The following is a 23,366-nucleotide window of genomic DNA, read 5'->3' as shown; positions in this document are numbered from 1 at the left end:
AGGCGCGGGTTACCAAGACCTTTTGCCCTCTCTCCAAGATAAAATGCCACTTACCAAGAACTTCACATGCTTAGTAAGAGCAAAAATATAAAAAAGCCGAACCAAGAGGTCCGGCTTTTTTTACATATTATCGTCCTAAAATTTCTTTTAAGTTACGAATACTGATTTCTACACTTTCAAGTGCTGGTCTTTGGCAGACGTCTTGTTCCACGATTAATCGTTTGGCACCAGCTTGTTCTACTGCTGCTACTATTGATTTAATATCTAATACGCCTTCTCCAACTTCGGCAAATGTTTTCTCCGGACTTGTCACCATATCTTTAATGTGAGCAAGTGGAAGTCTTCCTTTATACTTAGCTGCGTAGTCTACTGCAGAGATTCCTGCAAATTCAGCCCAATACGTATCTAGTTCAACTTGTACGAATTCTGGATTTGTATTTGAGAAGATCAAATCAAGGCCATACTCTCCATCATATTTCTCAAATTCAAAGTCATGATTATGATAGCATAGTTGCAATCCAGCTTCCTTAATCTTCTCACCATACTGATTCAAACTCTCAGCAAGCTTTAGATAATCTTCTTTTGCTGTTCTTCGCTCTGGCACAAGATATGGAATAACCATTGTTTCGACTCCAAGCTCTTTGTGATACGCAATAATTTCTTCTGCATTGTCTTCAAGTAGTTCAAGACCTACGTGACTAGAGAACGGTTTTAGGTCAAGATCTTCTAGAATGGCTTTGAGTTCAGATGCTTCGTACCCACCAAATCCAGCAAATTCAACTCCATCATATCCAAGCTCTTTTACTTTTTTAAGTGTTCCTAGAAAATCTTCCTTTGTTTCATTTCGAAGTGTATATAACTGAAGAGCGATTGGTAGTTGTGCCATTATACATTCATCCTTTCAAGACTAGTTTACTTTTACAAAAGCTCGAGTCTCTGCTGACTCAAGTGCTGCAAGTACTACATTCAACGATTTCATTCCTTCTTCGCCAGTAATGACAGGTTCTGTACCTTCTATAATCCCTGTTAAAAAGGCATCAATTACACCACTAGAGGATTGACCTCCTGCATCATTTGTCGCAATAGCTCCAACTTGATAGCGCTCAACTGTACCATTATTTAAACGCACAACCACTTGCTCATCAGCGTTATCCTTAATTTCAAGCACACCATTTTCACAATAGACGCTTGTTGTGTTGTCCTCACCTTTGTAGTAAGTCCAGCTTGCTGCCATTGTACCAATTGCTCCACCTTGCATACGGAGCAGGCATGTCGCGTTATCGTCCACATCACCCTGCTTGTCAAGGGTTTCGACAAATGCAGCAACCTCTGAGATCTCTTCATCAAAAAGCCAGCGAATGAGATCGATTTTGTGTACGCCTAAGTCACCCATAGCACCAACAAATGCTTTTGACTTATCAAAGAACCAGCTCTCATCCCCTTGGACACTCCAAGCATCTGGTCCACCGTGACCAAAGGTTGTTTTGAACGTAAGGACTTTACCTAGACGGCCTGATTCGAGCACTTCCTTCGCTTTCACGTGAGGAGGCATCAGACGTTGGTTATGACCAATCATTAATTGAACATTATTTTCTTTTGCTGCTTTAATCATTGCTTGTGCATCTTCTAAAGATGTCGCCATTGGCTTTTCGCAAAGAACGTGCGCCCCTGCATTCGCTGCCGCAATGGATACCTTTGCGTGATCAACGTTTTGTGTGCAGACACTCACTACGTCAACGTCTTCACTAGCTAATAGCTCTTCATAACTTGTATAGGCTTTCCCACCAAATTGTTCTACGTTTGCTTGTGCAAGCTCGATTGTAAAATCACAAAATGCAACGAATTCAACATCTTCCCTACTCGCATATTCTGGGATATGACGGTACTTCGCAATACTCCCATTACCTATTACAGCTACTTTTAATTTGTTCATAATTTTTTCCCCTCTCTTGAACTACACTTTCTTTTATAGCCACCACATGTCTGGAACTGGATCTTTGATTAATACTTGCTGAAGATTTGATACTGCACGGCTGAATCCTTCGTCAATGGACATTAATCCATCTTCATGTTCAATACTAACCGCCCCATCATAACCAACTGTGCGAAGTGCACTAATAATGTCGGACCAAACCTTTAGATCATGTCCGTATCCAACTGAGCGGAAGATCCACGCGCGATCTTGCATGTTGGCATATGACTGCATATCTAGCAAGCCATGCATGTTCACATTTTCTTGATCAATGTACGTGTCCTTTGCATGGAAAAAGTGTATCGCATTGCGCTTTCCAAGGATTTTGATCGCCGCTACGGGATCGATCCCTTGCCACCATAGATGGCTTGGATCCACGTTCGCTCCAATGACGTCGCCTACAGCTTCACGTAGTTTTAATAGTGTCGCTGGGGTATGTACTAAAAACCCACCGTGTAACTCAAGTGCAATTTTCACATTATGATCACTCGCGAATTTCCCCGCTTCCTTCCAATAAGGAATGAGCTTTTCTTCCCACTGCCATTTTAAAATTTCAGCATGCTCATTTGGCCATGGTGCTACCGGCCAGCTTGGTGCTTTAGCTCCTTCATACGCACCAGGAGTTCCTGAGAACGTTGTAACCACTTCGACACCTAACTTTTCCGCTAAACGAACGGTATCAAGAAAGTCTTGGTGGCAACGCTCCGCAAACTCACGATCTGGAGTCAGTGCATTGCCGTGGCAGCTTAAGCTACTGATCGTTAATCCTCTGCTCTCAACAGCGTGCTGAAAAGCCTTCAACTTGGACTCATCAGCTAATAATTCCGCTGGATTACAATGAGCATTTCCAGGATATCCTCCTGTTCCAATCTCAACTGTTTCTAATCCTAAGCTCTTAATATGATCGAGCATTTCTTCAAATGGCTTATCGGCAAACAATACGGCGAATACTCCTAGTTTCATATAATCTCCTCCTAAAATAGTAAAATCTTATTCCACAGGTGCTGGTCGATCGCAGTTACTCTGCATCGCATAATGCTGATTAGTCGCAGAAGCAGTATAAAAACCATGCATCGCTTCCAGCACATGATATCCCATCTCTCCAGATGCACGAGTTGGACTACCAGTAACAACCGCTCTAGCCATATCCTTTAATCCAAGACCTCGTTCATTTTCAATGTGGTCATGAGTTAAAGCTAGTTCTGTCCATTCTAATTCTCCTGCTTTTTTGACATAGACAGGTCCACCAAAGGTATTTGGATCTGGTACACGTAGAGTGCCTTCTGTGCCGTAAATTTCGATCCAAGGTAACGTGGCTCCCCACACATCAAAGCTCATAATCAAAGTACCAACCGCTCCATTTTCAAAATCAATCACTCCAGTAACATGGGTAGGAGTATTGACTGGGATAACCTCCCCATTTCTCTCGGGGCTTGTTGCAATCCTTTCCTGCAAAGCCGACTGAGCAGAACCAGTCACTCGACGGAATGGACCAATCAGGTGAATTAAGGCAGTAAGATAATAAGGCCCCATATCAAAAAGCGGACCGGCTCCCTCTTGATAATAAAAATAAGGATTTGGATGCCAGCTTTCAGGACCATGCGACATCATAAAAGCCGTCGCTGCAACAGGTTTGCCGATTGATCCATCATCAATTAACTTACGGCAGGTTTGCAGACCCCCACCAAGAAACGTATCAGGAGCTACACCAACTTGAAGTCCTTTCTCTTTTGCAACCTCAAGAATCTGCTCAGCATCTTGTAATGAAATAGACAGTGGTTTTTCAAGAAAAACGTGTTTTCCATTTTGTAAGGCTTTTAGCGATACCTCTGCATGAGCCGCCGGGATGGTCAGATTTAAGACAATATCAATATCAGGATCCTGATATAACTCATCCGGGGTAAGTACTTTAGCAATGTTATAAGCCTTCGCTTTTTCCATGGCTGCTGCCTGATTCAGATCACTACAAGCCACAATTTCAACATATTGGTCATCAGCACAATTTTGTAAATAAATATCGCTAATTGTTCCACATCCAACGATTCCAACTCTCGCTTGCTGCATATTCCACGCTCCTCACCATTTGTAAACCGCTTTCAAAATACTTTTTTTAAAAAAATAGACTCTCTGTGTATACGCTCTCATTCTACCTTTTTTTTAAGAGAATGTATAATACTTTCACCAACATCTTTTATTTTATTTCTGGTCTCTTCCGTTATCCATCTACCCATTATCTACTAAACCCCAAGAAAGTGATTGGCGTGGCTGGTACCTTAGGGTGGGAATGGGCCCAAATGTACTTCGGATAACACAAACCTACCTAGGATTTTCTGTGTCCTCACTCTTATGGGATGACGAGAATAAAGAGGATAAAGTTAAAAAAACTGTTGTAAAGATTAAAGCGTCCGCGTATAAAGGATCTGGCGATGTTGAGGAGAAAAAGAGTCCCATTAGTAATCTAACCCCTATATACGTAATATAAATAAATAGGAATTTTAGAATGAGCTTTTTCAAGAGTTGCATACAATCATCCTCTCTACTTTAGGCAAAATGTCTATGTTAGAGGCTTACTAAAAATGTATCCTGAAACCACATTTATTCTACGCATCTTATTTTGTATCTATGATTGAATTCTTTTTCAAAGAAGATATCTTGAAATTCATTAATGAGCATCAGACCTTTGTTATTTTTATTGTGCTATTAGTATAAAACGATGCTGTGTTACTTCTACAAACCCATCTTTATTGATCCGCTCGTAAAGCTTGTACAATTCAGGTATATAATCTGCTGCTCGCCAATCTTCTAACTGCCACGGGATCGCTTTTAAGTAATACAATACAGCCCCTAGATCATAAAATCTCTGGGTAGGAAATTCTTCTTTAGCATCGGTTACATGAAATCCTGCCGCTTCTACCTGTTGCCTTGCTGTTTCTAGGTTCCACTGTGCAAACTCTGGATTGAGTGGTTGATTAAACCATTCATTTATCTCTGCACAGTCGGTTCCACCCACCTGCTGAGTTATAAATGTACCGCCGTCAGAAATGAGTCTACGGACTTCATTTGCATCAAATGAATCATGTTTATTCAGAATAAGATCAAACTCATTCTCCTTAAATGGGAGGTTCTGATCATTGGTTACTTCATACACTTTGACACCAAGCGCCTCTAGTCTATTTTTGGCAATACTCACATTTGGCATATAGCCTTCCGTTGCTTTCATAACTGGAGGGAATGGGCGCAAATAACTTAGATGCTCTCCGCCTCCTGTTCCCATGTCTAACGCACTCTTAGCGTGCGCCAGCTTTTTCATCGCTAGGCTTCCAAATGACCACGTTAATAGAGAGGAACTCATCCTACCCGTTTCAGATACAAAAGAAAAATCCCACCCTGAAAATACCTCATCTTGTGTCTTTAACTGGTTCAAAAATTCTTGATCCATTACTCAACATCCCCTTTATGTACCTTATCTAAAAACTTTTCAGTGTCCGTGTCTCCTGAGAGTAAATAAACCTGATGAGAAGAACTTTTATCTTTAAATGTTTGCAACTTCTCTCGCATTTTCTTCTTTCTTGGATAATAGGTTCGTACAATAAAAGAAAGAAACGCAAAATCTATCTTCTCAGGACAACCCTCAGTCAAATCTGGTCTGGATTTTTTACGATACATAACTCTTCTTTTAAACACTCTGTACAGACAAACCCATAACGGCTGATCTAAAAATATGATCGTATCTGCTTTCTCTAGTCTTATATCAAAAGTAGAGCTATAATTCCCTTCAATAATCCAGTATTCATCTCCAACAATTTTCTGCTGTTTCTCTCGAAAAATCTGGGTGTCTTCCTCTTCCCAGCCTGGTTTCCAATAGAATGTATCCAAATGATAGACAGGAATGTTTAGTTGCTTTGATAGACTTCTTGCAAACGTTGATTTCCCAGCTCCAGCCGATGCACCTACCACCATAATCCTTCGCAAAAAACTCACACCCTTTTTAACACGTTCTACGCCACCCATTATATCTCAAAAATAAATAAATTAGTGAATTTATGTTAATTAAATAGCGAAAAATCTATACAAAAAAGACGAAATGAGTCAGGTGCAGCTCCCTGTCTATTTCGCCTTTATTATCGTTTTATCATTCATCATCTTGCTAAAATATGCTCTCCTCTTGATTAACATAGCTTAGGTCTTTGTAACGCCTTTCAGCTCTTGGACATGCATTGAACCGTCTCGCAGTGGTGCTGATCTTTCTTAGTAACATGTTCTTCCTTTTGGTTAACCTCTAACCGGTGTTGGTGTTACGTTGGTCTCTCTTGGTAACATCCTTTTCGTCTTGTTAAATCTTCATCTCTCTTGATAAAACCTCGAAACAAAATAAGGTCAATAAGTCCGCTTTTCTTTAATAAAACCAGCTTAGGTCTTGGTCATGTCCTTCAGCTCTTGGTCTTTCTTGACCTTTCTTGGTTTCATCTCATTCTTTCTTGATAACGTCCTCAACTTCTTGACCTATATCGTTCCGCCTTGCTTCCGCACCCATTTCTCTTGATGGTTCATACTCACTTAATGCCGGTTTCTTCTCTACTCCAATTCCATAGCTTCTCAGCAAGTGCATCGTCCGCTGCTCTCTTAGAAATAGCTGCTGGTTTTTCTTTGATGTAATACTCCCCTGACTTTCCCTTCAAATTAGGGTTCGTTGCAAGGTAAACAGCTGTTCTAGAACCTTGCTCTGGTGTGAGGAAAAATGGTTTAAGAACTCGATGAATAGCTTTGCCAAAGCCTGTATCTCTATCAACACCCAAGTTAGTAGCTACTGCGCCAGGATGAAGTGAGTTCACCGATACATTTGTACCTTTTAGTTGTTTAGCAAGCTTTCTTGCGAATAGGACATTTGCAAGCTTGGATTGTCCATATCCTTTCATGACATTATATCCAGATGTTAATTGAAGATTATTAAAATCAAGCTTGCCCCACTTATGTGCACCTGAGGATACAATGACGATTCGACCATCTGAGGAATGAATGAGTCGTTCAAGTAATAAGTTAATAAGAAGAAAATGGCCAAGATGATTAACTCCTAGCATCGATTCATAGCCATCTTTAGTCTCTTGTCGTTTTGTGGCTACCACTCCGGCATTAGCGACAATAATATCTAACTGCTGCTGTGAATGGTTGAAGCCTTCTGCGTAGGAACGAATATCCTCTAAAGAGGCTAAATCACATAGCTGCAATTCTACAGATCCGTTTGTTAGTTGTTTCTCAGCTTTCTCAACTGCTTCTTTCCCTCGTTGTTCATTCCGACAAAGCATAATCACATGAACGCCTGTATTAGCGATGTCGACTGATGTGGCTAGGCCCATCCCTGAATTAGCACCTGTTACAATAGCTACTTTTTGACTCATATAAAAACGAACCCCCTCTTATTGCTTGTCTGTCTATAATATAGTGAATAGGGTAAAAAGAACATGAACATCTCTTATGAAAAAATATCTAATCTCATTTATTTTTCAGTTTGACTTCAGAATTTTCCAATGATAAAGTGGTACGTATAAATTACGATTTCTTATGCATAATATCCAATTCATACGAATATATTTATGAATGTTTTTTTAACACTATTTTTGTAAGCGCTTTCCTAGATGATATTTGAGAGGAGTTGCCCGAATAATGGTTAAAAAAGCTATGCTATTCCTTCTGTGCTTGTTTCTGATTACCTTAGCAGCTTGTAGTAAGACGTCACAAACGACTAGTGATGGGCGGATCAATCTTGATTACTGGGTTTTATTCGGTGGTGGCGATCTTGGTTACATGCAAGACATTGTTTCAGAGTTTAATGAAAGTCAGGATGAAATCTATGTAAATATTATTCTACAAGACTTTGATGATTACTATACAAAACTGGTAACAAGTGTAGCAGCTAATCGTGGACCCGATGTAGCTGTCTCACACGCCGCAACGGTACCCGAACTTGTAAACCAAGGTCTAACAACCCCTCTTAATGATTTGGCAGGCCACGTTGATATGGACTTTAATGATTTCTATGACAACCTAAAGGATGCGATGGAAGTCGAAGGAGAATATCATGCCGTCCCCATTGACTCCCACCCTTTTATCCTCTATGTGAACACCGACCTTGCTGAAGAAGCTGACTTGTTAGATGAGAATGGTCAACCTATTATCGAAGAAACTCCTGAAGGTTTTAAAGACTTCTTTATGAAAGCAAGGCAAGCCTTACCTGATAAGACAGGCATTGCAATTACAACTGGCGGACTAGATGTATACCGTTGGTGGTGGACAACTTACTTTCAAATGGGTGGTACGCCGATATTCTCTGATGATCTGACTGATCCTGAAATTACTCTTGATCAAGACATAGCCGTGGAGGCCGCTGAATATGTTCATAGCTTTTTCGGAGATATTATTCCCATGCACTTAAGTGATCCCTATGAAACATTTCAATCTGGAAATGCCTTTAGCCTGATGACAGGTGTATGGGGAACAGGAATTTGGGAAAACGCAGACCTTCCTTTTACAGCTGTACCTTATCCTCAACTGTTTGATGTTGAAGCTGCTCAAGGTGGTTCACACACGTTAATTATGCCAATCAAAGAAGAATCCACTGATGCTAGACAACAAGCAAAGATGGAATTTATTAAATATGTAAGTGATAGCGGGCTTAAATGGGCAGAAGCAGGCCATATCCCTTCTAAACCTGAAATAGTTGAATCTGAGCCTTTTCAAGAGCTTCCTTATCGTTCAGATTATTCTTCAATCTCACCTTATATTGTCTTTACCGACTCTACCATCTATCAAAGTGCCGCGGAAACAGACATGACAAGAAGTCTGGATGAAATTATGGCTGGCCGATTAACAGCTGAAGAAGGGATTAAGAAGATGGTCCATGATCTTGAAGTGACAATCCGTTAAATCAATCCAATATCGGGAGGTGCTTTGGTGAATAAGAATTCTTGGAAAAATGAACTTCGTCCGATCCCATTTATTTTGCCTTTTCTTATAGCGTATCTCGCTTTTACGATTTACCCCATTTTTAAAGGCATGCAAATGAGTTTCTTTAATTGGACGTTAATTGAGAAGCAGGACTTTGTTGGTTTAACCCATTATAAAAATGTACTAAGTGATCCGAATTTCTGGGAAGCATTCGGGAACACCTCATTATTTGTTTTATTCTCGACTCCAACAATGGTTATCCTAGCACTATTCCTAGCACTACTTGCGAACTTAAACACACGCTTACGAACATTAATACGTGGGGCGTTTTTTATTCCAAGTATTCTTTCTGTTTCTGTCATTTCCTACGTAGCGATTTTTATGCTTCAACCCTATACAGGGGTTGTGAATAACATTTTACAAGCGACTGGTCTTACCATTGAGCCATTCTGGCTGGCGGAGCCTTCTCTTGCATGGGTTAGCATCATCGGTGTCACTCTTTGGTGGACGGTTGGTTTTAACATGATACTCTTTCTGACCTCCCTGCAGAATATACCAGATGACTTATATGAAGCTGCCGAGGTAGATGGTGCAACTCGTTCAATGATGTTCTGGAAAATTACAATTCCTCAACTCTTACCTATTACAAGAGTAATTCTTTTACTTCAAGTGCTTGCATCCTTTAAAGTCTTTGGTCAAATTCTCCTCATTACCGGTGGAGGACCAGGTACATCCACACGCCCAATCATTCTCTATATCTATGAGATGGGCTTTGAGCGTTATGACCTAGGCTATGCCGCAGCTATGTCCTATCTATTATTTATCGTGTTATTAATTCTTTCACTCATTCAATTGAGATTAGGTGGAAAAGGAGGACGAATGATATGAGCCAGCAGGAGACGCTATTAACTAGAAAACGTGATCCAATGAAGGTGCCAAAGCTTATACTTGCTGTTGCTGTCGCTCTGCTTTTTCTCTTCCCAATTGTTTGGATGTTTTTTGTTTCATTAAAGCCTGAGAGTATGCCTGCTACCACTCCTTTTGAATGGTTCTTGCCACCTTACACCTTTGTCAATTACCTTGATATCATTGGTGGAAGCGATATCTTTCTTTGGGTATGGAACAGCTTTATTATCGGTATTATTACCACCATACTGACTCTAGTGCTTACATCTCTAGCTGCTTTTGCTCTTTCAAAAATGGAATTTCGGTATCGCCGTGCTTTATTTGTATTCTTTATTGCTGGATTAATGGTTCCGGGAGAAGCCATGATCATTCCCCTGTTTGAGATTATTGGAGACTTAAATCTATTAGATACGTATAGTGGATTGATTCTACCGATGATTGCAGCCCCTCTGGGTGTAATTATTTTAAAAAGTTTCTTCGATGGAGTTCCCAATGAATTAATAGAAAGCGCTCAAATTGATGGTTGCAGTGATGTCAGGTTGTTCTGGAATATTGTGTTGCCTTTAGCCAGACCTGCTTTAGCAGCTATTGGTATCCTAACCTTCATTGGCTCATGGAATAACTTTCTTTGGCCCTATCTAGCTACGATCTCTGAATCTCTCTATACCTTACCTGTAGGGATTCCTATGTATAACTCCAATTATTCAGAGAGCTATATCCTTCCAATGACTGTAAATGCCCTTGCATCTATACCTGTAATTATTGCGTTCCTCTTTTTTGAGAAACATATTGTCAAAGGAATTAGCTTCACTGGAATTAAAGGCTGAATTTCAAAAATAAGTCGAGGTGATGACTATGGATGGGGTAAGAGGTACACTTCTTCAATCTTTTGACCATATCTCTAAGCTTGCTTACCTTAACGTGCTCTGGATCTTTTTCACCCTCATCGGTCTAGGGATAGTTGGGTTTTTCCCAGCTACTGTAGCTTTGTATTCAATTGTCCGCAAGTGGATTCAAGAGCCCGATCAGGAAATGTCTCTATTCTCAATGTTTTGGAATGAGTATAAGAATTCTTTTTTCCCAGCAAATAAGTTTGGGTTCCTTCTCTTAATAATTGGATTCGTTTTAATCATTGATTTAATGATCTTCTCAAACCTAGGCACAACAATTGGGTATATAATCTCTGCCTTATTGACTACCCTTCTATTTGTGTACACATTCATGATCCTTTTTTGTCTACCAGTCTTTGTGCATTTTAAGGGAAATACCTTAGGCATTCTAAAAAAAGCGTTGACCCTTGCCATTCCGCTTCTTCCATTTTCTTTGCTATTTCTTGTGCTTTCAACCTTACTAGGAGTTGGTTTGATTTTCATTCCAGCTGCAGGCATCTTTTTCTCAGGCAGTCTTTTCGCTTATGCAAATTTGAAGCTTTTTAATACCGCAATCAAGCGTTTGGAGAGTCGGAAAATGCACATAAACACACTAACTCTTCAAGCTAAATCATAAGGAGTGTTTGATTATGACTAACCTTAGGCCAGAGTATCCCCGTCCTCACTTCAAAAGAGATCAGTGGTTGAATCTAAATGGTGAATGGGAATTTGAATATGACGATGACGCACGCGGATTGAATGAAAAATGGTATAAAGACCACACCTTCTCCAAACGCATTATCGTTCCCTTCTGTTATCAGAGTTCATTAAGTGGTATTGGCGAGACAGACTTTCATGATTTTGTATGGTATAGACGCCACTTCGAGCTAAAGCTAGATACCCACTCTCGCTATATTCTTCATTTTGGAGCCGTCGATTATGAAGCTTGGGTTTGGGTAAATGGTGAACGAGCTGTTTATCATAGAGGTGGTCACACGCCGTTTAAATGTGAGATTACTTCTTTCCTTCAGTCTGGTCAAAATACAATTGTTGTTCATGCTTCTGATTCGTCAACCGCTCTTGATCAGCCTCGTGGAAAGCAATACTGGAAGGAACAATCAGAGAATATCTTTTACACCAGAACCACTGGAATTTGGCAGACGGTGTGGCTAGAAACCGTCTCAAGCAGTTTTCTTTCAGAGATTTTCTTCACACCGGATATAGACAATAAACGGATCAAATTCGATTACAGAGTGGACTCCTTACAATTGGATCAAAAGCTTAATGTAGAAATATCTTTTAAAGGTAACATCATTACGAGGGATACTCTTTCTTTAATTGACGGTCATGGAACTCGTCTATTCTATCTTAATCATTCAGGAATTAACCATGAGAACTGGCTCTGGAGCCCAGAGGACCCTAATCTTTTTGATGTAACTATTGATCTACTTGAGAACGGAAAGAGGATCGATCGTGTTCAGAGTTATTTTGGCATGCGTAAGATAGCGGTTCATAATGGACAAATCTTCTTGAATAATAAGCCATATTACATGAGATTAGTTCTGGATCAAGGATATTTTCCTGAGGGCATTCTCACAGCCCCATCTGAACTCGATTTAAAAAAGGACATCGAATACACAAAAGAGCTTGGCTTTAATGGTGCGAGAAAGCACCAAAAAGTTGAAGATCCACTTTATTATTATTGGGCAGACCAATTAGGCTTACTTGTATGGGGAGAAATGGCTAATAGTTATGCCTACTCTGACCAAGCCGTCCAACGTATAACACAGGAGTGGCAAGAAGTCATACAGAGAGACTACAATCACCCATCCATCGTTGCGTGGGTTCCGATTAATGAGAGCTGGGGAGTTCCTGACCTCTTAACGAGTACTAAGCAAAGAAATCATAGCCTCACAATGTACCATTTAACCAAGTCTTTGGATCAAAGCAGGCTTGTTCTTTCGAATGACGGCTGGGAGCATACACAATCTGACTTATGCACCATTCATGATTATGAATCCTCACAAGAGATATTAGAAAAAAGGTATGAAACCATAGATTCTGCGCTTGCATTCTTACCTGCTGGAAAAACGATCTATGCACCTGGACATTCCTATCAGGACGAGCCGATTCTTATTAGTGAGTTTGGTGGAATTTCGTATAAGCAAAGTGAGTGGGATGGTTGGGGATATTCAAATGCGAATTCAGAGGAAGAGTTCTTAAACGCCTACAAAAGTGTTGTGGATGCCCTTTATACCTCACCACTTATCAAAGGTTTCTGCTACACTCAGTTGACGGATGTTGAACAAGAAATCAATGGTCTTCTAACCTATGATCGCAAACCAAAAGCAAGTATAGATCAACTAAAGCTTATTACTGAAGGTCAGAAAATCAACTAATCATATTGGGTTTGGGACTAAGTTAAGTCAATAAAAAAGTAAAAAATCAAAATCAAGGTAGATCTACAGTAAAGCTTTGCTAACCTGTAAGATACTCAACGCATCTTACTGATCAGCTTAAACTAGCGTAGGACATACATGGAGACTTCAATGGGAGTAAAAGCCTGGGTGAGACATCGCAGTGCGGCAGCACAAGGAGGCTCACCAGCCGCCCTGCGGGTGCGGAGTGTCTGTCCGGAGCGGTAGCTACTCTCTTACTATGATTGGATAAAAAAACCGAAGCACCATGCTCGTTAAACAGCATAATGCTTCGGTTTTTATAATATTCTCTCCCAGCCTCATATCTACTCAGAATACTTCTTACTCACGTCATCTGCAAAAGAATTGAGGCGATCTCTTGCTTCTGGAGTACTATATGCCTCATTTTCCTCTTTATTCAGTTCTTTCTTGAATGACTCCATCAGCTTCACCACTTGTTTCGCTGATCCACTCTCGGCGTGAATCTTAGCTCGATCAATGTCTTTAAACAATGCTTTAGTTAGAGGCTCCACTACATCACCAGACTCCATGTAGGTTGTTAAACTGGATTCTAACTGAACTAATGGCTCTTCTTCTTTGAGTTGCTCAACTGGAACTGGTACATATTCAAAGTCCATATCTGATGCGTAGTAAAAGCTTGGATAGGATGGCTGATTGTATGTGACATTCTGCCACGCTATTCCTGTACGATACTGTGTATCATGCATCAGCGTATAAAGCTTATGCTCTGTTATGTCTGTGCTTGTATAGATTCGAATGGCTGAGCTATCTGTTGTTCGAACTAACAGTTCTTCTCTAAAGTCTCCAAAAATATCGGCTACTAATGATGGGGTTCCTTTTGTATAGTTGTTTGTTCTCGTCCCCTCAGCCGTTAGGAGGCGACCATTCTGCCAGTCATCAATCGATGGCGTCTGATCTCTAGATCCGTTTACAATCTGCGTTGTTAAGTCGCCTGACCACTTTATGTTGAAGTTGGTTCCTGGCATTTGATCACTTAGTTTATCGCCATCTGCTGTCCATAGTCCTACAGCCCAAGTCTCTAAACCACGTTGATCAGGATTCACATCCCCGATCATGCCACGACCTGTATCTCTACCTGTGTAGCCTCCGTAAAGTACGTCTCCAGATTCAGCATCACGTAAGGCGTACCCATAAGGGGCCCATTGACCACCCTCAAAGACCATAAAGCTTTCTAGACCCGGTCGATCTGGATTCACATCAGCCACGTGCAAAGCATCTCCATGACCTAATCTTGCTTCTTCTCCTGGGTTACCACTTCCAGGTGGCATCGTATCAAATGAGCTATAAAGTAACGAACCATCATGATCAATGGTCGCACCTCCATAGATGATCTCGTGTTTCCCATCCCCATCTACATCTGCGACACTTAAGGAGTGTGCCCCTTGTGTTGTAATCGTACCAAACTCTTCATCGGTTCCATCTCGCCCGTGTGGTCCATCATTAAAAGGATTAGTCATTGGTGTCCAGCCACTGTCGACATACCAATGTTCATTCAAGTTCTCCCCGTCCCAATCATACGAAACAAGTGTTGTGCGTGTGTAATAACCTCTGGCAAAAACAGCGTAAGGATTCTCACCATCTAGATAAGCGACCCCGCCCAAGAAGCGATCCACTCGATTTCCTGGCTCAATGCGAGACATAGCGTAATCTCCCCACATTAATCCATCATCTGTTCTACCTGGCTTATAATCGATGGTTTCGAGTTCTTTTCCTGTCTCTCCTTCAAACACAGTCAAGTACTCAGGTCCATCCACGATAAATCCTTCAAAATCCCTCAAATCATTTCGATCACTACGTGAAGGAGCATATTCGTCCATAAAATAATCCGTCAAAGCTTCAGCATCCTCATTCGACAGTGGATACTCATACTGCGGTTCTATTCCAAAGCTTTCTTCAAGCGTTTCAGGCCAATTTCCTGCTAGTACTTCCTCATGTTCATGCCATCCCTTAAACATCTGAACAACATGTTGATAATAATCATCAGAACTCATCCGATAGTCATCCTCATGACTATAGCCTTTTGAAACATCTTCTTCAGGCATCGTGATATAGTCTTCAGATTCCACCTCTCCATTTTCATCAAAAGTCATGATCTTTGTACCAGGCGCGGTTTTGAACATCATCTCAGCTTTGCCATCGCCATCAAAGTCATACACTAGAAATTGAGTATAGTGTGCTCCGGAACGGACATTTACGCCTAGATCAATTCGATACAGTAACTCCCCTTCAAATGTGTACGTATCAATATATGTGTTACCTGTATATCCTTTTTGAGAGACATCTTTTGAGTTAGAAGGATCCCATTTGACGATATACTCATATTGTCCGTCCCCATCAACATCACCTACACTCATATCATTCGCATGATACGTATAAGCTTCTCCAGCTGGCGTTACTCCATCTTCTGGTTTTTGAAGTGGTAGATCATAATAGCCATCTGCCCATGGCGTGACAGAAGAACTTTCATCTATCTCTTTTCCTTCATCCACTGCTTTTATGGTATATTCCGAGTCACCTGTGCCTTCTTCATCTAAGTAATTTGTACTGTCTGTCACTTCAGCTATCTTGCTACCATCACGATAGACATTAAAGTCAACTCCAGTTAATCCAGATTCAGAATGCCCATCAACCTCTTGCTTCAGCAACCTCCAACTTAAAAACACACCTTCAGAAGTTGAGACAGCTACCACTCCTCGATCTAAGTCTTCCAATTGTGTATCAAACACTTTCTTTATGTCTGACTGAACCGTATTTGAGTACTCTCCTTCTTCTCCATTAATGACTGGAGCGACCTTAAAGTAATGAGGAATATGGGTGGATCGATCGTAGGTGAACGTAGTGCTTGAGACATTATCAAGTAATCTGTATTCCATATGTTCCGTATCTTTGTCTGCCCAATATACATTATAAGAATCTGCGTCTTTCATTTCTTCCCATGAAATTGTAATGCTTGTGTCTGTTAGTTCAGAAATACTTAACTCCTTATGATCTTGCTCAGCCACAGCTTGTCCGGATATGTTACTACAAACCAATACTGCAACAATTAAGCCACAGAGAAGTCTTCTCCCTTTCATTTTTCGCATAAAAACCCTCCCATTCATTTTATAAAGCGCTTACATTATCTTTCAGTTTAACACAGCTTGTCCCTTGAAAACGTTGGATATAATTTTCCCAATATATAGTTGGAAAATAAAGTTAGGTGTTTCGTTTCTCGAAAAAATGGTTATATACTCTACAAACAGATAAATCATAAACCGAGAGGGAGATTAAAATGTTCATACAAGCAAAAACGCTAGAGAGCTTTTCAATGAATGCGACAGACGGCGAGCTTGGTTCAATTGCAGATCTCTACTTTGAGTCCAATACATTTACACTTCGCTATTTTGTAGGAGATACTCGTACATGGTTCTTCGGAGGCAAGGTCCTTTTAAGTCCCGAAGCTGTCACATCCATTGATGCGGAGAAAGAGCACATCAATGTAAATGAAACAAAAGAGCAGATTAAAAATAGTCCAAAACCATCAGAACATGAACCTGTATCACGGCAGTATGAAGCAGAGTTACGTGATCACTATGGCTGGAAACATTATTGGGGAGCCCCCATCGGAGGTGTTGGAGCAGGCATGGGAACACCAGGAGCGTACCCAGCTGCACCCGGCTTAATCATACCTCCACCTGTTTCAAATCCTCAATCCGATCAAGGAGAGTATGAAAGTGAGGCTCTAAGCCACCAGACGAATCATAATTTCCTTCAAAGCATTAATGATTTACGTGGGTATACCATCCATGCAAAGAATGGTGAGGTAGGTAAGGTTCTCGACTTTATGCTTAATGAACATGATTGGTCGATTAACTATATTATTGTTGACGTAGGCGGAGTATTTACAAGAGAACCGGTTCCACTGGCAGCGGAATGGATCACGGATATCTCTTGGCAGGACAAAACGATCACCGTCAATGTTGAAAAAGAGCTGATAGAGCGAGCTCCTAACTATGAACTTCATGAGCCTTTCACAAGAGAACATGAAGCCGAGCTCTATTCCCATTATAATCGTAAAACTTATTGGGAAAATCCATCATAAAATTAAAAAATAGACGATGAGAGCATGCTCTCATCGTCTATTTTTTTAGTCTTTTTCACCTGATTGTTTTTTTTCTTCTGCTTCGAGATCTTCCTTCAATTGATCCTGAACACTCGTCTCCGTCATCGGAACACCTGAATGATACGCAGCACGGCTAATGAGGTGACCCGCTACAGGAGCGGTTAAGAATACAAAAACAATACCTAGTAGTAATCTCACACTAATAAAATCATTGACTAACCAGAAAAAGATAAAAGTCCCGGTTAATGTACTTAACACCCCAAGAGTCGCACTTTTTGTCCCTGCGTGAGACCGAGTGTATACATCAGGAAGTCGAATTAATCCATATGCGCTGATGACACTCATTAAGGTTCCAATTAAGATTAGAACCGCTGCAATGATTTCACCTGTTCCGCTTACGCTCAATGACTACACCCCTCTCCAAAAATTTTGAAAAGGCTACGGTTGTAATAAAGGATAAGATTCCAAGCAACAAAATAACTTCTAGGAATGCGCCTGTATCAAGTGTGATTGAAATCACTGCTACAGCTGAGATGAGATTAATCCCAATTGTATCAAGCGCAATGACTCGATCTGGCATGGATGGACCCTTCACAACTCTGTAAAGCCCAATAACGATCGATATGGAGAGAAAGATTAGAGCAATATATCCGACAATCTCTAACATTACCTAGTCACCTCCATGATCGCTTTTTCAAAAGTAGATTTTGCCTTCATTACGGCATCTCGTGATTCTGGTATATCCATCGCGTGAATATAAAAAGTGTTATTATCCTTTGTAATTTCAAGTACGACTGATCCTGGTGTCAGTGTCAATAACAAGGCAAGAACCGTAATTTCTAGGTCGCCTTCAAGCTCCGTTTCAAAACTGAATATTCCTGGAGTAATATTCAGGCTTGGACGAAGAATTTGTTTGATCATGAGCACACTTGATAAGATCAACTCCATAATAAACAAGTAGAGCAGATGGATAATCGAAACAACTTTTTTCAGATAAAATTCTGTCGGAAAAAACCGTCTCATAATATAAATTAAACTAAGCCCAACAATGAACCCTGTAATAAAGTTTGTTATTTCAAATGAGTCTTGTAGAAATACCCATAACAACGCAATAAGAATATTTAATAACAACTGAACAGACAATTCTTCACCTTCTTTCTTTAAGATGTTAGCTTACTGATTATGAAGTACGGCATCAATATAGATAGAAGGATTCATCAGTGTCTCAGCAGCCTGTGTGACATATCCCGAAATCCCTTCGATTCCAAGACCCAGTGCAATACTGAGTACTGCAAGATAGACGCAAGGTAACAACATACCTTTTTTGAGCGGCATCATCTCTTCTTTCCCCATCACCGTTTCACCCCAGAATGAGTTCTTAAAGATCTTAAGAAGAGAATAGAGAACAAGAATACTTGAACCTAATGCGATAGCAGCTAAGACGTAAGAGCCTTCCATTATCGCTCCTTGAGTCACCAGTACTTTACCGATAAATCCACTTAGTGGCGGAATTCCAGCTAAAGCTAGTACAACAAGAAAGAAGGTCCAGCCGAGTACTGGAAAATGTCTAATTAATCCTCCGATATTCTTCAACCAAGCATTCCCAGTTAAATAGATCACTGTGCCTGCTAATAAGAACAACGAAGCTTTTGCGATCATATCGTGAATCAAGTAATAGATCGCCCCTTCAATAGCAGGTGCCGAAAAGATAGCAAGACCTGCAATGATGAACCCTACGGCCACAACGACATTATAAGATACAATCCTTTTTATATCTTGATACGCAATCGCACCAATCCCACCGAGAAGCATGGTCGCTCCTGCCATAATCCCAAGCAGTGTATGAGTAATGCCTGGTTCGTGCGGGAATATAAGCGTGAAGGTTCTAAACAACGCGTAGATTCCTACTTTCGTTAACAAGGCTCCAAACAAAGCCGCAACTGCGGTTGGTGGGGCACCGTAAGAACCTGGAAGCCAGAAGAATAAGAATAGAGCTGACTTCAAGCCAAACACGATTAGGAATAGGATGGCAATGGTCGTAAGGATACCTGTTTGCTCTACACTTGCCACTCTTTCAGCAAGCTGAGCCATATTTAGTGTTCCAACCGTTCCATAAAGGAAACCTGCAGAAACAAGGAAAAGTAGTGAAGAAAGTACATTAATAAGCACGTACTTAAGTGATTCTCGTAACTGAATTTTTTCTCCACCAAGCGAGATTAATACATAAGATGCAAGTAACATAACCTCAAAACAAACAAATAAGTTAAACAAGTCTCCTGTCATAAATGAGCCAATGACACCTGCAATTAAGAATTGAACAAATGCATAGAAGTAAAAGGACTCTCGTTTACTTCCAATTGAAGAAAATGCATAAAAGAGACAAGCAATGGATACTAGGGCTGTTGTAAATACAAGGATAAGTGCAAACATATCGCCTACAAATACAATACCAAATGGCGGCTCCCAGCCTCCAAGATGAATCGTTTGTATACCGTGATTTGATACCTGATGAATGAGAGCCCCCGTTACACCTGCTATCCCAATAGAAGAGATAATACTTAATACTCTCTGGAATGTAATTTGATGTCTAAAGACAATCATGATAAGTCCCGCAACTACTGGAATGAGCATCGGGAATATGACAAGATTATTCATCTTTATTCCCCCTTAACTTGTAAAGATCGTCCGTTCCGAGTTCCTTATACCCTCTATAGGCCAGAACTAAGAAAAACGCTGTTACACCAAAGTTAATAACAATGGCTGTTAGAATCAACGCTTGGGGAAGTGAATCAACAAACACGTCATTCCCCTGATCAAGAAGAGGAGCTGCTCCCCCTTTTAAACCACCCATTGTGATTAACAACAGATGTGCGCCGTGTGAATAAATGGCTGTGCCAAGAATAATCCGGACGATGTTTTTTGATAACACCATGTATGTTCCTACCGTAAATAATAAACCAATCAATAACGCCATAAGTGTCTCCATTAATCAACATCCTCACTTATGCTTAGAATAATTGTTAATGCTGTTCCGATTACAGCTAATGAAACGCCAATTTCAAAGATGGTGACTGTCGTTAGCTCTGTCTCACCAAATATCGGAAGATCAAAATATGCAAACTCTTGATTCAAATAATTAGTTCCAAAAAACAGTGCACCGATCCCTGTACAAACAGAGATTAAAACGCCAATGCCAGCCATTAATCGATAGTTAATTGGAATACCCTTCGCTACCGTTTCAATATCAAATGCAAGGTATAAGAGCACCAAGGCGGATGCAAGGACCAACCCGCCTATGAATCCTCCTCCTGGCTCATGGTGCCCAGCCAAAAACAGATACACACCGAAAGTCAGGATGATAAACGTAGCGACTTTACTAACTGTTTGTAAAATAACATCATTCACCTTCACGTTCATCATCTCCTTCTGACGATTTTAATTTAACAAGTGTGTATACTCCTAGACCTGCAATACATAACACTAGAATCTCAAGCATGGTATCAAATGAACGGAAGTCAGCCAAAATGGCATTTACAATATTCTTTCCTCCAGCCAAATCGTACGCATCCTCAAAATAACTAGATATGCTGTCAAAGAATCGATTACCTTGTATTGATAATGTGACGAGGGTAATGACCGTACCCACACCAATTGAAATGACAAGGTTGAACCCTTTGACCTTATTCGTAGAGTTCTCCTTCTTCCATTCAGGAAGGAAGAAGAAACACAGTAAAAACAGAGCCGCAGATACCGTTTCAATAACTAGCTGTGTTAAAGCTAGGTCAGGTGCTCGAAAGATGACAAAGAAGATCGCTATCATGTAACCCAGAACACCATTTAAAATAATTGCGGTTAATCTGGACTTTGCAAAAATGATGGATACAGCAGCAACTGCAATGATTCCGAGTAAGATCATTTCATACGCATTGACTGGCGCATCATTTGACATGTCAATCACAAAACCGTTGGTAACAAAGATTGTCCCTCCAATAGCCACTATCATGAACATAAAAATGTAAACAAGATAATGACGTAGGTAACCTGTCATATATGTGCCAGTGATTTTATCAGCACCTTTTTCAGATCCTGAAAGAATCCCATTATAAACCGTGTTGAAAGACCATTCTTTCGGAAAGAGCGAATACACACCCTCCCACTTCTTCAAGTAAAGGAACAATAGTCCACCTAATACAACTACCCCAATGGTCATATACAGTTCTAGTTCCCAACCATGCCACGCGTAAATACTCGTGTAATAACTGCCATTTTCTAATGGTATCACCGCTTGCACGGCTGGATTTAAAATGTAATCTGCCAGCGTTTGTGGGAAGAAAAAGATAACCACAACAAACGAAACGAGAATACCAGGTGGGATTAACATACCTAGTGGCGCTTCATGTGCACTTTTCTCAAGTTTCTCTGGTTTGTATTTTCCGGTAAACGTTCGGAAGACAAGAATCATACAATAAACAAATGTGAATACACTAGCGACCCATGCGACAACTGGGAACAAAACACCTAGGGTTTGCATATTAAAGATTCCAAGCTCTGACGCATTAAGAACCGCAGTAAAGAACATCTCCTTACTTATGAAGCCATTAAAAGGAGGCAGACCGGCCATTGCAAAGCTTCCAATCGCAGCAAACGTAAACGTAATCGGCATAATCGTCATTAATCCACCAAGTTTTCGAATATCACGTGTACCTGTCTCATGATCCACTATTCCTACTACCATAAAGAGTGCACCCTTAAAGGTAGAGTGGTTAATTAGATGAAACAAAGCTGCTAAAACAGCAACTGAATACATCTCAAAGTTGTCTCCGCCCTCAGTAAAATACAAAGCGGCTGAACCAATTCCAAGCATACTCATAATCATTCCGAGTTGACTAATCGTTGAATAGGCAAGTAATGCTTTTAAGTCAGTCTGTCTCACCGCAGTAAAGGATCCCCAGAATAAGGTGATCAAACCAACTGAACTTACCACCCAGAACCAAGTTGCGTCTCCACCAAACACAGGCGTGAATCGAGCAACAAGATAAATACCTGCTTTAACCATCGTCGCCGAGTGTAAATACGCACTAACAGGAGTTGGAGCTTCCATCGCGTCCGGTAACCAAATGTGGAACGGGAATTGTGCTGATTTCGTAAACGCACCTAATAAAACTAAAAGCATAGCGGGGATAAATAACGATGAATCAGAAAGCGTACCCGCCTGTCCGATAATCTCTCGCACACTCCATGTTCCAGTCATAGACTGAAGCATAATAAAGCCCGCAAGCATCGAGATTCCACCAAACACGGTGATTAACATTGACTTTTGGGCACCGTAACGTGATTTGTCACGCTGATACCAGAACGCAATTAATAAGAAGGAAGATACACTTGTTAGCTCCCAAAATAGATAGAGCACCATTAAGTTATCTGACAATACAACACCTAACATCGCACCCATAAATAAAAGCAAGTAGATATAGAAGTTATGAAGGGCCTCTCTCTTCATCGAGAGATAAAAAACGGAATAAAAAATAACAAGAGTTCCTACACCGGTAATCAGTAAGGCCAAAATCAAACTGAGTCCATCGAGATACGTCGTGAAGTTTATACCTAATGACGGAATCCACGAAACCGTGTGCATAAATGTCTCTCCATTTGCTATCCCTGGAATCGATGTTGTGAGATAAATGAATAGCACAAGTGGAATCGGAAAGACAAACCAACCTGTATGTATTGTTGGGACTTTCTTATAGAAAAAAGGGATGAAAATAGCGTACAGAATCGGTAAAAATATGGCGAAATTTAACCAGCTCAAAGCATGACCTCCTAGATTTTCGACCAGGACACCTGAATGTTCAGATACTGACGTTTTTATTAAGCAAGTTCTTCAAAAATAGAAATAAATTTATCATTGAAGTAGTCCTTGAATTGAATGTTGTATAGGTGTATGATGTAAGCAAATAATGGAATTCACTTAGGAGCTTTAATTTTGGCCATCCCAATAGGACTGTGCAAAAAGTATGCGCAGTCTGTTGTAACACGGTATCTTGAAGGAGCAGGGCTCTGCTCTTAGGAAGTAGGAGCATCCTAACAATACCTATACAAGTGAGTGAGTCACTTGC

At 40.6% G+C, this 23,366-nt stretch carries 21 protein-coding genes; 6 read left to right on the top strand and 15 right to left on the bottom strand.

What is annotated here, in order from left to right; translation table 11 throughout:
* Positions 1-127: 127 nt before the first annotated feature.
* From J2S05_RS12895 to J2S05_RS12865, 7 genes are all read right to left on the bottom strand, one after another.
* Positions 128-886, bottom strand: coding sequence for a sugar phosphate isomerase/epimerase family protein (locus J2S05_RS12895; RefSeq protein WP_306983413.1), 759 nt, complete (start codon positions 884-886; stop codon positions 128-130).
* A 21-nt stretch (positions 887-907) separates the two neighbouring features.
* Entirely contained in the window at positions 908-1,933 is a 1,026-nt protein-coding gene (locus tag J2S05_RS12890) for a Gfo/Idh/MocA family protein (RefSeq protein WP_306983411.1), read from the bottom strand.
* 33 nt (positions 1,934-1,966) lie between these two features.
* Positions 1,967-2,935 carry a sugar phosphate isomerase/epimerase family protein gene (locus J2S05_RS12885; protein ID WP_306983409.1) on the bottom strand — a complete coding sequence of 323 codons (969 nt, stop codon included), beginning with the start codon at positions 2,933-2,935 and terminating at the stop codon, positions 1,967-1,969.
* A gap of 27 nt (positions 2,936-2,962) precedes the next feature.
* Positions 2,963-4,036 carry a Gfo/Idh/MocA family protein gene (locus J2S05_RS12880; RefSeq protein WP_306983408.1) on the bottom strand — a complete coding sequence of 358 codons (1,074 nt, stop codon included), beginning with the start codon at positions 4,034-4,036 and terminating at the stop codon, positions 2,963-2,965.
* A 625-nt stretch (positions 4,037-4,661) separates the two neighbouring features.
* Positions 4,662-5,411 carry a class I SAM-dependent methyltransferase gene (locus J2S05_RS12875; protein ID WP_306983406.1) on the bottom strand — a complete coding sequence of 250 codons (750 nt, stop codon included), beginning with the start codon at positions 5,409-5,411 and terminating at the stop codon, positions 4,662-4,664.
* Positions 5,411-5,944: a P-loop NTPase family protein gene (locus J2S05_RS12870; RefSeq protein WP_306983404.1), complete on the bottom strand. Its 534-nt coding sequence runs from the start codon at positions 5,942-5,944 to the stop codon at positions 5,411-5,413. Before J2S05_RS12870 ends, J2S05_RS12875 begins: the two co-directional genes overlap by 1 nt.
* Before the next feature lie 581 nt (positions 5,945-6,525).
* The gene (locus tag J2S05_RS12865; protein ID WP_306983401.1) at positions 6,526-7,368 is read right to left on the bottom strand and encodes an SDR family oxidoreductase; all 843 of its coding nucleotides are present in this window, start codon (positions 7,366-7,368) and stop codon (positions 6,526-6,528) included.
* Positions 7,369-7,633: 265 nt separating this feature from the next.
* Between J2S05_RS12865 and J2S05_RS12860 the strand changes: the two genes are divergently transcribed.
* The 5 genes from J2S05_RS12860 to J2S05_RS12840 are packed head-to-tail and all read left to right on the top strand — an operon-like array spanning position 7,634 to position 13,088.
* Positions 7,634-8,893: an extracellular solute-binding protein gene (locus J2S05_RS12860; RefSeq protein WP_306983399.1), complete on the top strand. Its 1,260-nt coding sequence runs from the start codon at positions 7,634-7,636 to the stop codon at positions 8,891-8,893.
* A 27-nt stretch (positions 8,894-8,920) separates the two neighbouring features.
* Positions 8,921-9,802 (top strand): carbohydrate ABC transporter permease, encoded by an 882-nt coding sequence (locus J2S05_RS12855; RefSeq protein WP_306983397.1) that lies wholly within the window; start codon positions 8,921-8,923, stop codon positions 9,800-9,802.
* Positions 9,799-10,647 (top strand): carbohydrate ABC transporter permease, encoded by an 849-nt coding sequence (locus tag J2S05_RS12850; protein ID WP_306983395.1) that lies wholly within the window; start codon positions 9,799-9,801, stop codon positions 10,645-10,647. The genes J2S05_RS12855 and J2S05_RS12850 overlap by 4 nt, the downstream gene beginning before the upstream one ends.
* A gap of 28 nt (positions 10,648-10,675) precedes the next feature.
* Complete coding sequence (locus J2S05_RS12845) at positions 10,676-11,326, top strand: YesL family protein (RefSeq protein ID WP_306983393.1); 651 nt, start codon at positions 10,676-10,678, stop codon at positions 11,324-11,326.
* 13 nt (positions 11,327-11,339) lie between these two features.
* Complete coding sequence (locus J2S05_RS12840) at positions 11,340-13,088, top strand: glycoside hydrolase family 2 protein (protein ID WP_306983391.1); 1,749 nt, start codon at positions 11,340-11,342, stop codon at positions 13,086-13,088.
* A 344-nt stretch (positions 13,089-13,432) separates the two neighbouring features.
* Here J2S05_RS12840 and J2S05_RS12835 read toward each other — a convergent pair whose 3' ends face one another.
* Entirely contained in the window at positions 13,433-16,231 is a 2,799-nt protein-coding gene (locus J2S05_RS12835; RefSeq protein WP_306983390.1) for a rhamnogalacturonan lyase family protein, read from the bottom strand.
* Between the two features lie 188 nt (positions 16,232-16,419).
* Here J2S05_RS12835 and J2S05_RS12830 point away from each other — a divergent pair, with 188 nt between their 5' ends.
* On the top strand, positions 16,420-17,229 hold the full coding sequence (locus J2S05_RS12830; RefSeq protein ID WP_306983388.1) for a PRC-barrel domain-containing protein: 810 nt from the start codon (positions 16,420-16,422) through the stop codon (positions 17,227-17,229).
* A gap of 45 nt (positions 17,230-17,274) precedes the next feature.
* Here J2S05_RS12830 and J2S05_RS12825 read toward each other — a convergent pair whose 3' ends face one another.
* From J2S05_RS12825 to J2S05_RS12795, 7 genes are read right to left on the bottom strand one after another with little or no spacing between them, the layout of a single operon-like run.
* Complete coding sequence (locus J2S05_RS12825) at positions 17,275-17,655, bottom strand: Na+/H+ antiporter subunit G (protein WP_306983387.1); 381 nt, start codon at positions 17,653-17,655, stop codon at positions 17,275-17,277.
* Positions 17,633-17,917 carry a Na(+)/H(+) antiporter subunit F1 gene (locus tag J2S05_RS12820; protein ID WP_306983385.1) on the bottom strand — a complete coding sequence of 95 codons (285 nt, stop codon included), beginning with the start codon at positions 17,915-17,917 and terminating at the stop codon, positions 17,633-17,635. The genes J2S05_RS12825 and J2S05_RS12820 overlap by 23 nt, the downstream gene beginning before the upstream one ends.
* Positions 17,917-18,393 carry a Na+/H+ antiporter subunit E gene (locus J2S05_RS12815; RefSeq protein ID WP_306983382.1) on the bottom strand — a complete coding sequence of 159 codons (477 nt, stop codon included), beginning with the start codon at positions 18,391-18,393 and terminating at the stop codon, positions 17,917-17,919. Before J2S05_RS12815 ends, J2S05_RS12820 begins: the two co-directional genes overlap by 1 nt.
* A 30-nt stretch (positions 18,394-18,423) precedes the next feature.
* A complete protein-coding gene (locus J2S05_RS12810; protein WP_306983380.1) occupies positions 18,424-19,905 on the bottom strand; it encodes a Na+/H+ antiporter subunit D in 1,482 nt (493 codons plus the stop codon).
* Complete coding sequence (locus J2S05_RS12805; protein WP_306983378.1) at positions 19,898-20,236, bottom strand: Na(+)/H(+) antiporter subunit C; 339 nt, start codon at positions 20,234-20,236, stop codon at positions 19,898-19,900. The genes J2S05_RS12810 and J2S05_RS12805 overlap by 8 nt, the downstream gene beginning before the upstream one ends.
* Entirely contained in the window at positions 20,236-20,661 is a 426-nt protein-coding gene (locus J2S05_RS12800; RefSeq protein ID WP_306983376.1) for a Na(+)/H(+) antiporter subunit B, read from the bottom strand. Before J2S05_RS12800 ends, J2S05_RS12805 begins: the two co-directional genes overlap by 1 nt.
* Positions 20,648-23,059 (bottom strand): Na+/H+ antiporter subunit A, encoded by a 2,412-nt coding sequence (locus J2S05_RS12795; RefSeq protein WP_306983374.1) that lies wholly within the window; start codon positions 23,057-23,059, stop codon positions 20,648-20,650. The genes J2S05_RS12800 and J2S05_RS12795 overlap by 14 nt, the downstream gene beginning before the upstream one ends.
* Between the last annotated feature and the right edge of the window lie 307 nt (positions 23,060-23,366).

Source organism: Alkalicoccobacillus murimartini, assembly GCF_030813245.1.
GTDB classification, from domain to species: Bacteria; Bacillota; Bacilli; order Bacillales; family Bacillaceae_D; genus Alkalicoccobacillus; species Alkalicoccobacillus murimartini.
The sequence above is the reverse complement of the archived record's forward strand: the minus strand, read 5'-3'. Positions and strand labels throughout refer to the sequence as shown.

Bases quoted from the DNA above. Each gene is read 5' to 3' on its own strand.
- J2S05_RS12895 (WP_306983413.1), bottom strand. From the start codon at position 886: ATGGCACAACTACCAATCGCTCTTCAGTTATATACACTTCGAAATGAA.
- J2S05_RS12890 (WP_306983411.1), bottom strand. From the start codon at position 1,933: ATGAACAAATTAAAAGTAGCTGTAATAGGTAATGGGAGTATTGCGAAG.
- J2S05_RS12885 (WP_306983409.1), bottom strand. From the start codon at position 2,935: ATGAAACTAGGAGTATTCGCCGTATTGTTTGCCGATAAGCCATTTGAA.
- J2S05_RS12880 (WP_306983408.1), bottom strand. From the start codon at position 4,036: ATGCAGCAAGCGAGAGTTGGAATCGTTGGATGTGGAACAATTAGCGAT.
- J2S05_RS12875 (WP_306983406.1), bottom strand. From the start codon at position 5,411: ATGGATCAAGAATTTTTGAACCAGTTAAAGACACAAGATGAGGTATTT.
- J2S05_RS12865 (WP_306983401.1), bottom strand. From the start codon at position 7,368: ATGAGTCAAAAAGTAGCTATTGTAACAGGTGCTAATTCAGGGATGGGC.
- J2S05_RS12860 (WP_306983399.1), top strand. From the start codon at position 7,634: ATGGTTAAAAAAGCTATGCTATTCCTTCTGTGCTTGTTTCTGATTACC.
- J2S05_RS12850 (WP_306983395.1), top strand. From the start codon at position 9,799: ATGAGCCAGCAGGAGACGCTATTAACTAGAAAACGTGATCCAATGAAG.
- J2S05_RS12845 (WP_306983393.1), top strand. From the start codon at position 10,676: ATGGATGGGGTAAGAGGTACACTTCTTCAATCTTTTGACCATATCTCT.
- J2S05_RS12840 (WP_306983391.1), top strand. From the start codon at position 11,340: ATGACTAACCTTAGGCCAGAGTATCCCCGTCCTCACTTCAAAAGAGAT.
- J2S05_RS12835 (WP_306983390.1), bottom strand. From the start codon at position 16,231: ATGCGAAAAATGAAAGGGAGAAGACTTCTCTGTGGCTTAATTGTTGCA.
- J2S05_RS12830 (WP_306983388.1), top strand. From the start codon at position 16,420: ATGTTCATACAAGCAAAAACGCTAGAGAGCTTTTCAATGAATGCGACA.
- J2S05_RS12820 (WP_306983385.1), bottom strand. From the start codon at position 17,917: ATGTTAGAGATTGTCGGATATATTGCTCTAATCTTTCTCTCCATATCG.
- J2S05_RS12810 (WP_306983380.1), bottom strand. From the start codon at position 19,905: ATGAATAATCTTGTCATATTCCCGATGCTCATTCCAGTAGTTGCGGGA.
- J2S05_RS12805 (WP_306983378.1), bottom strand. From the start codon at position 20,236: ATGGAGACACTTATGGCGTTATTGATTGGTTTATTATTTACGGTAGGA.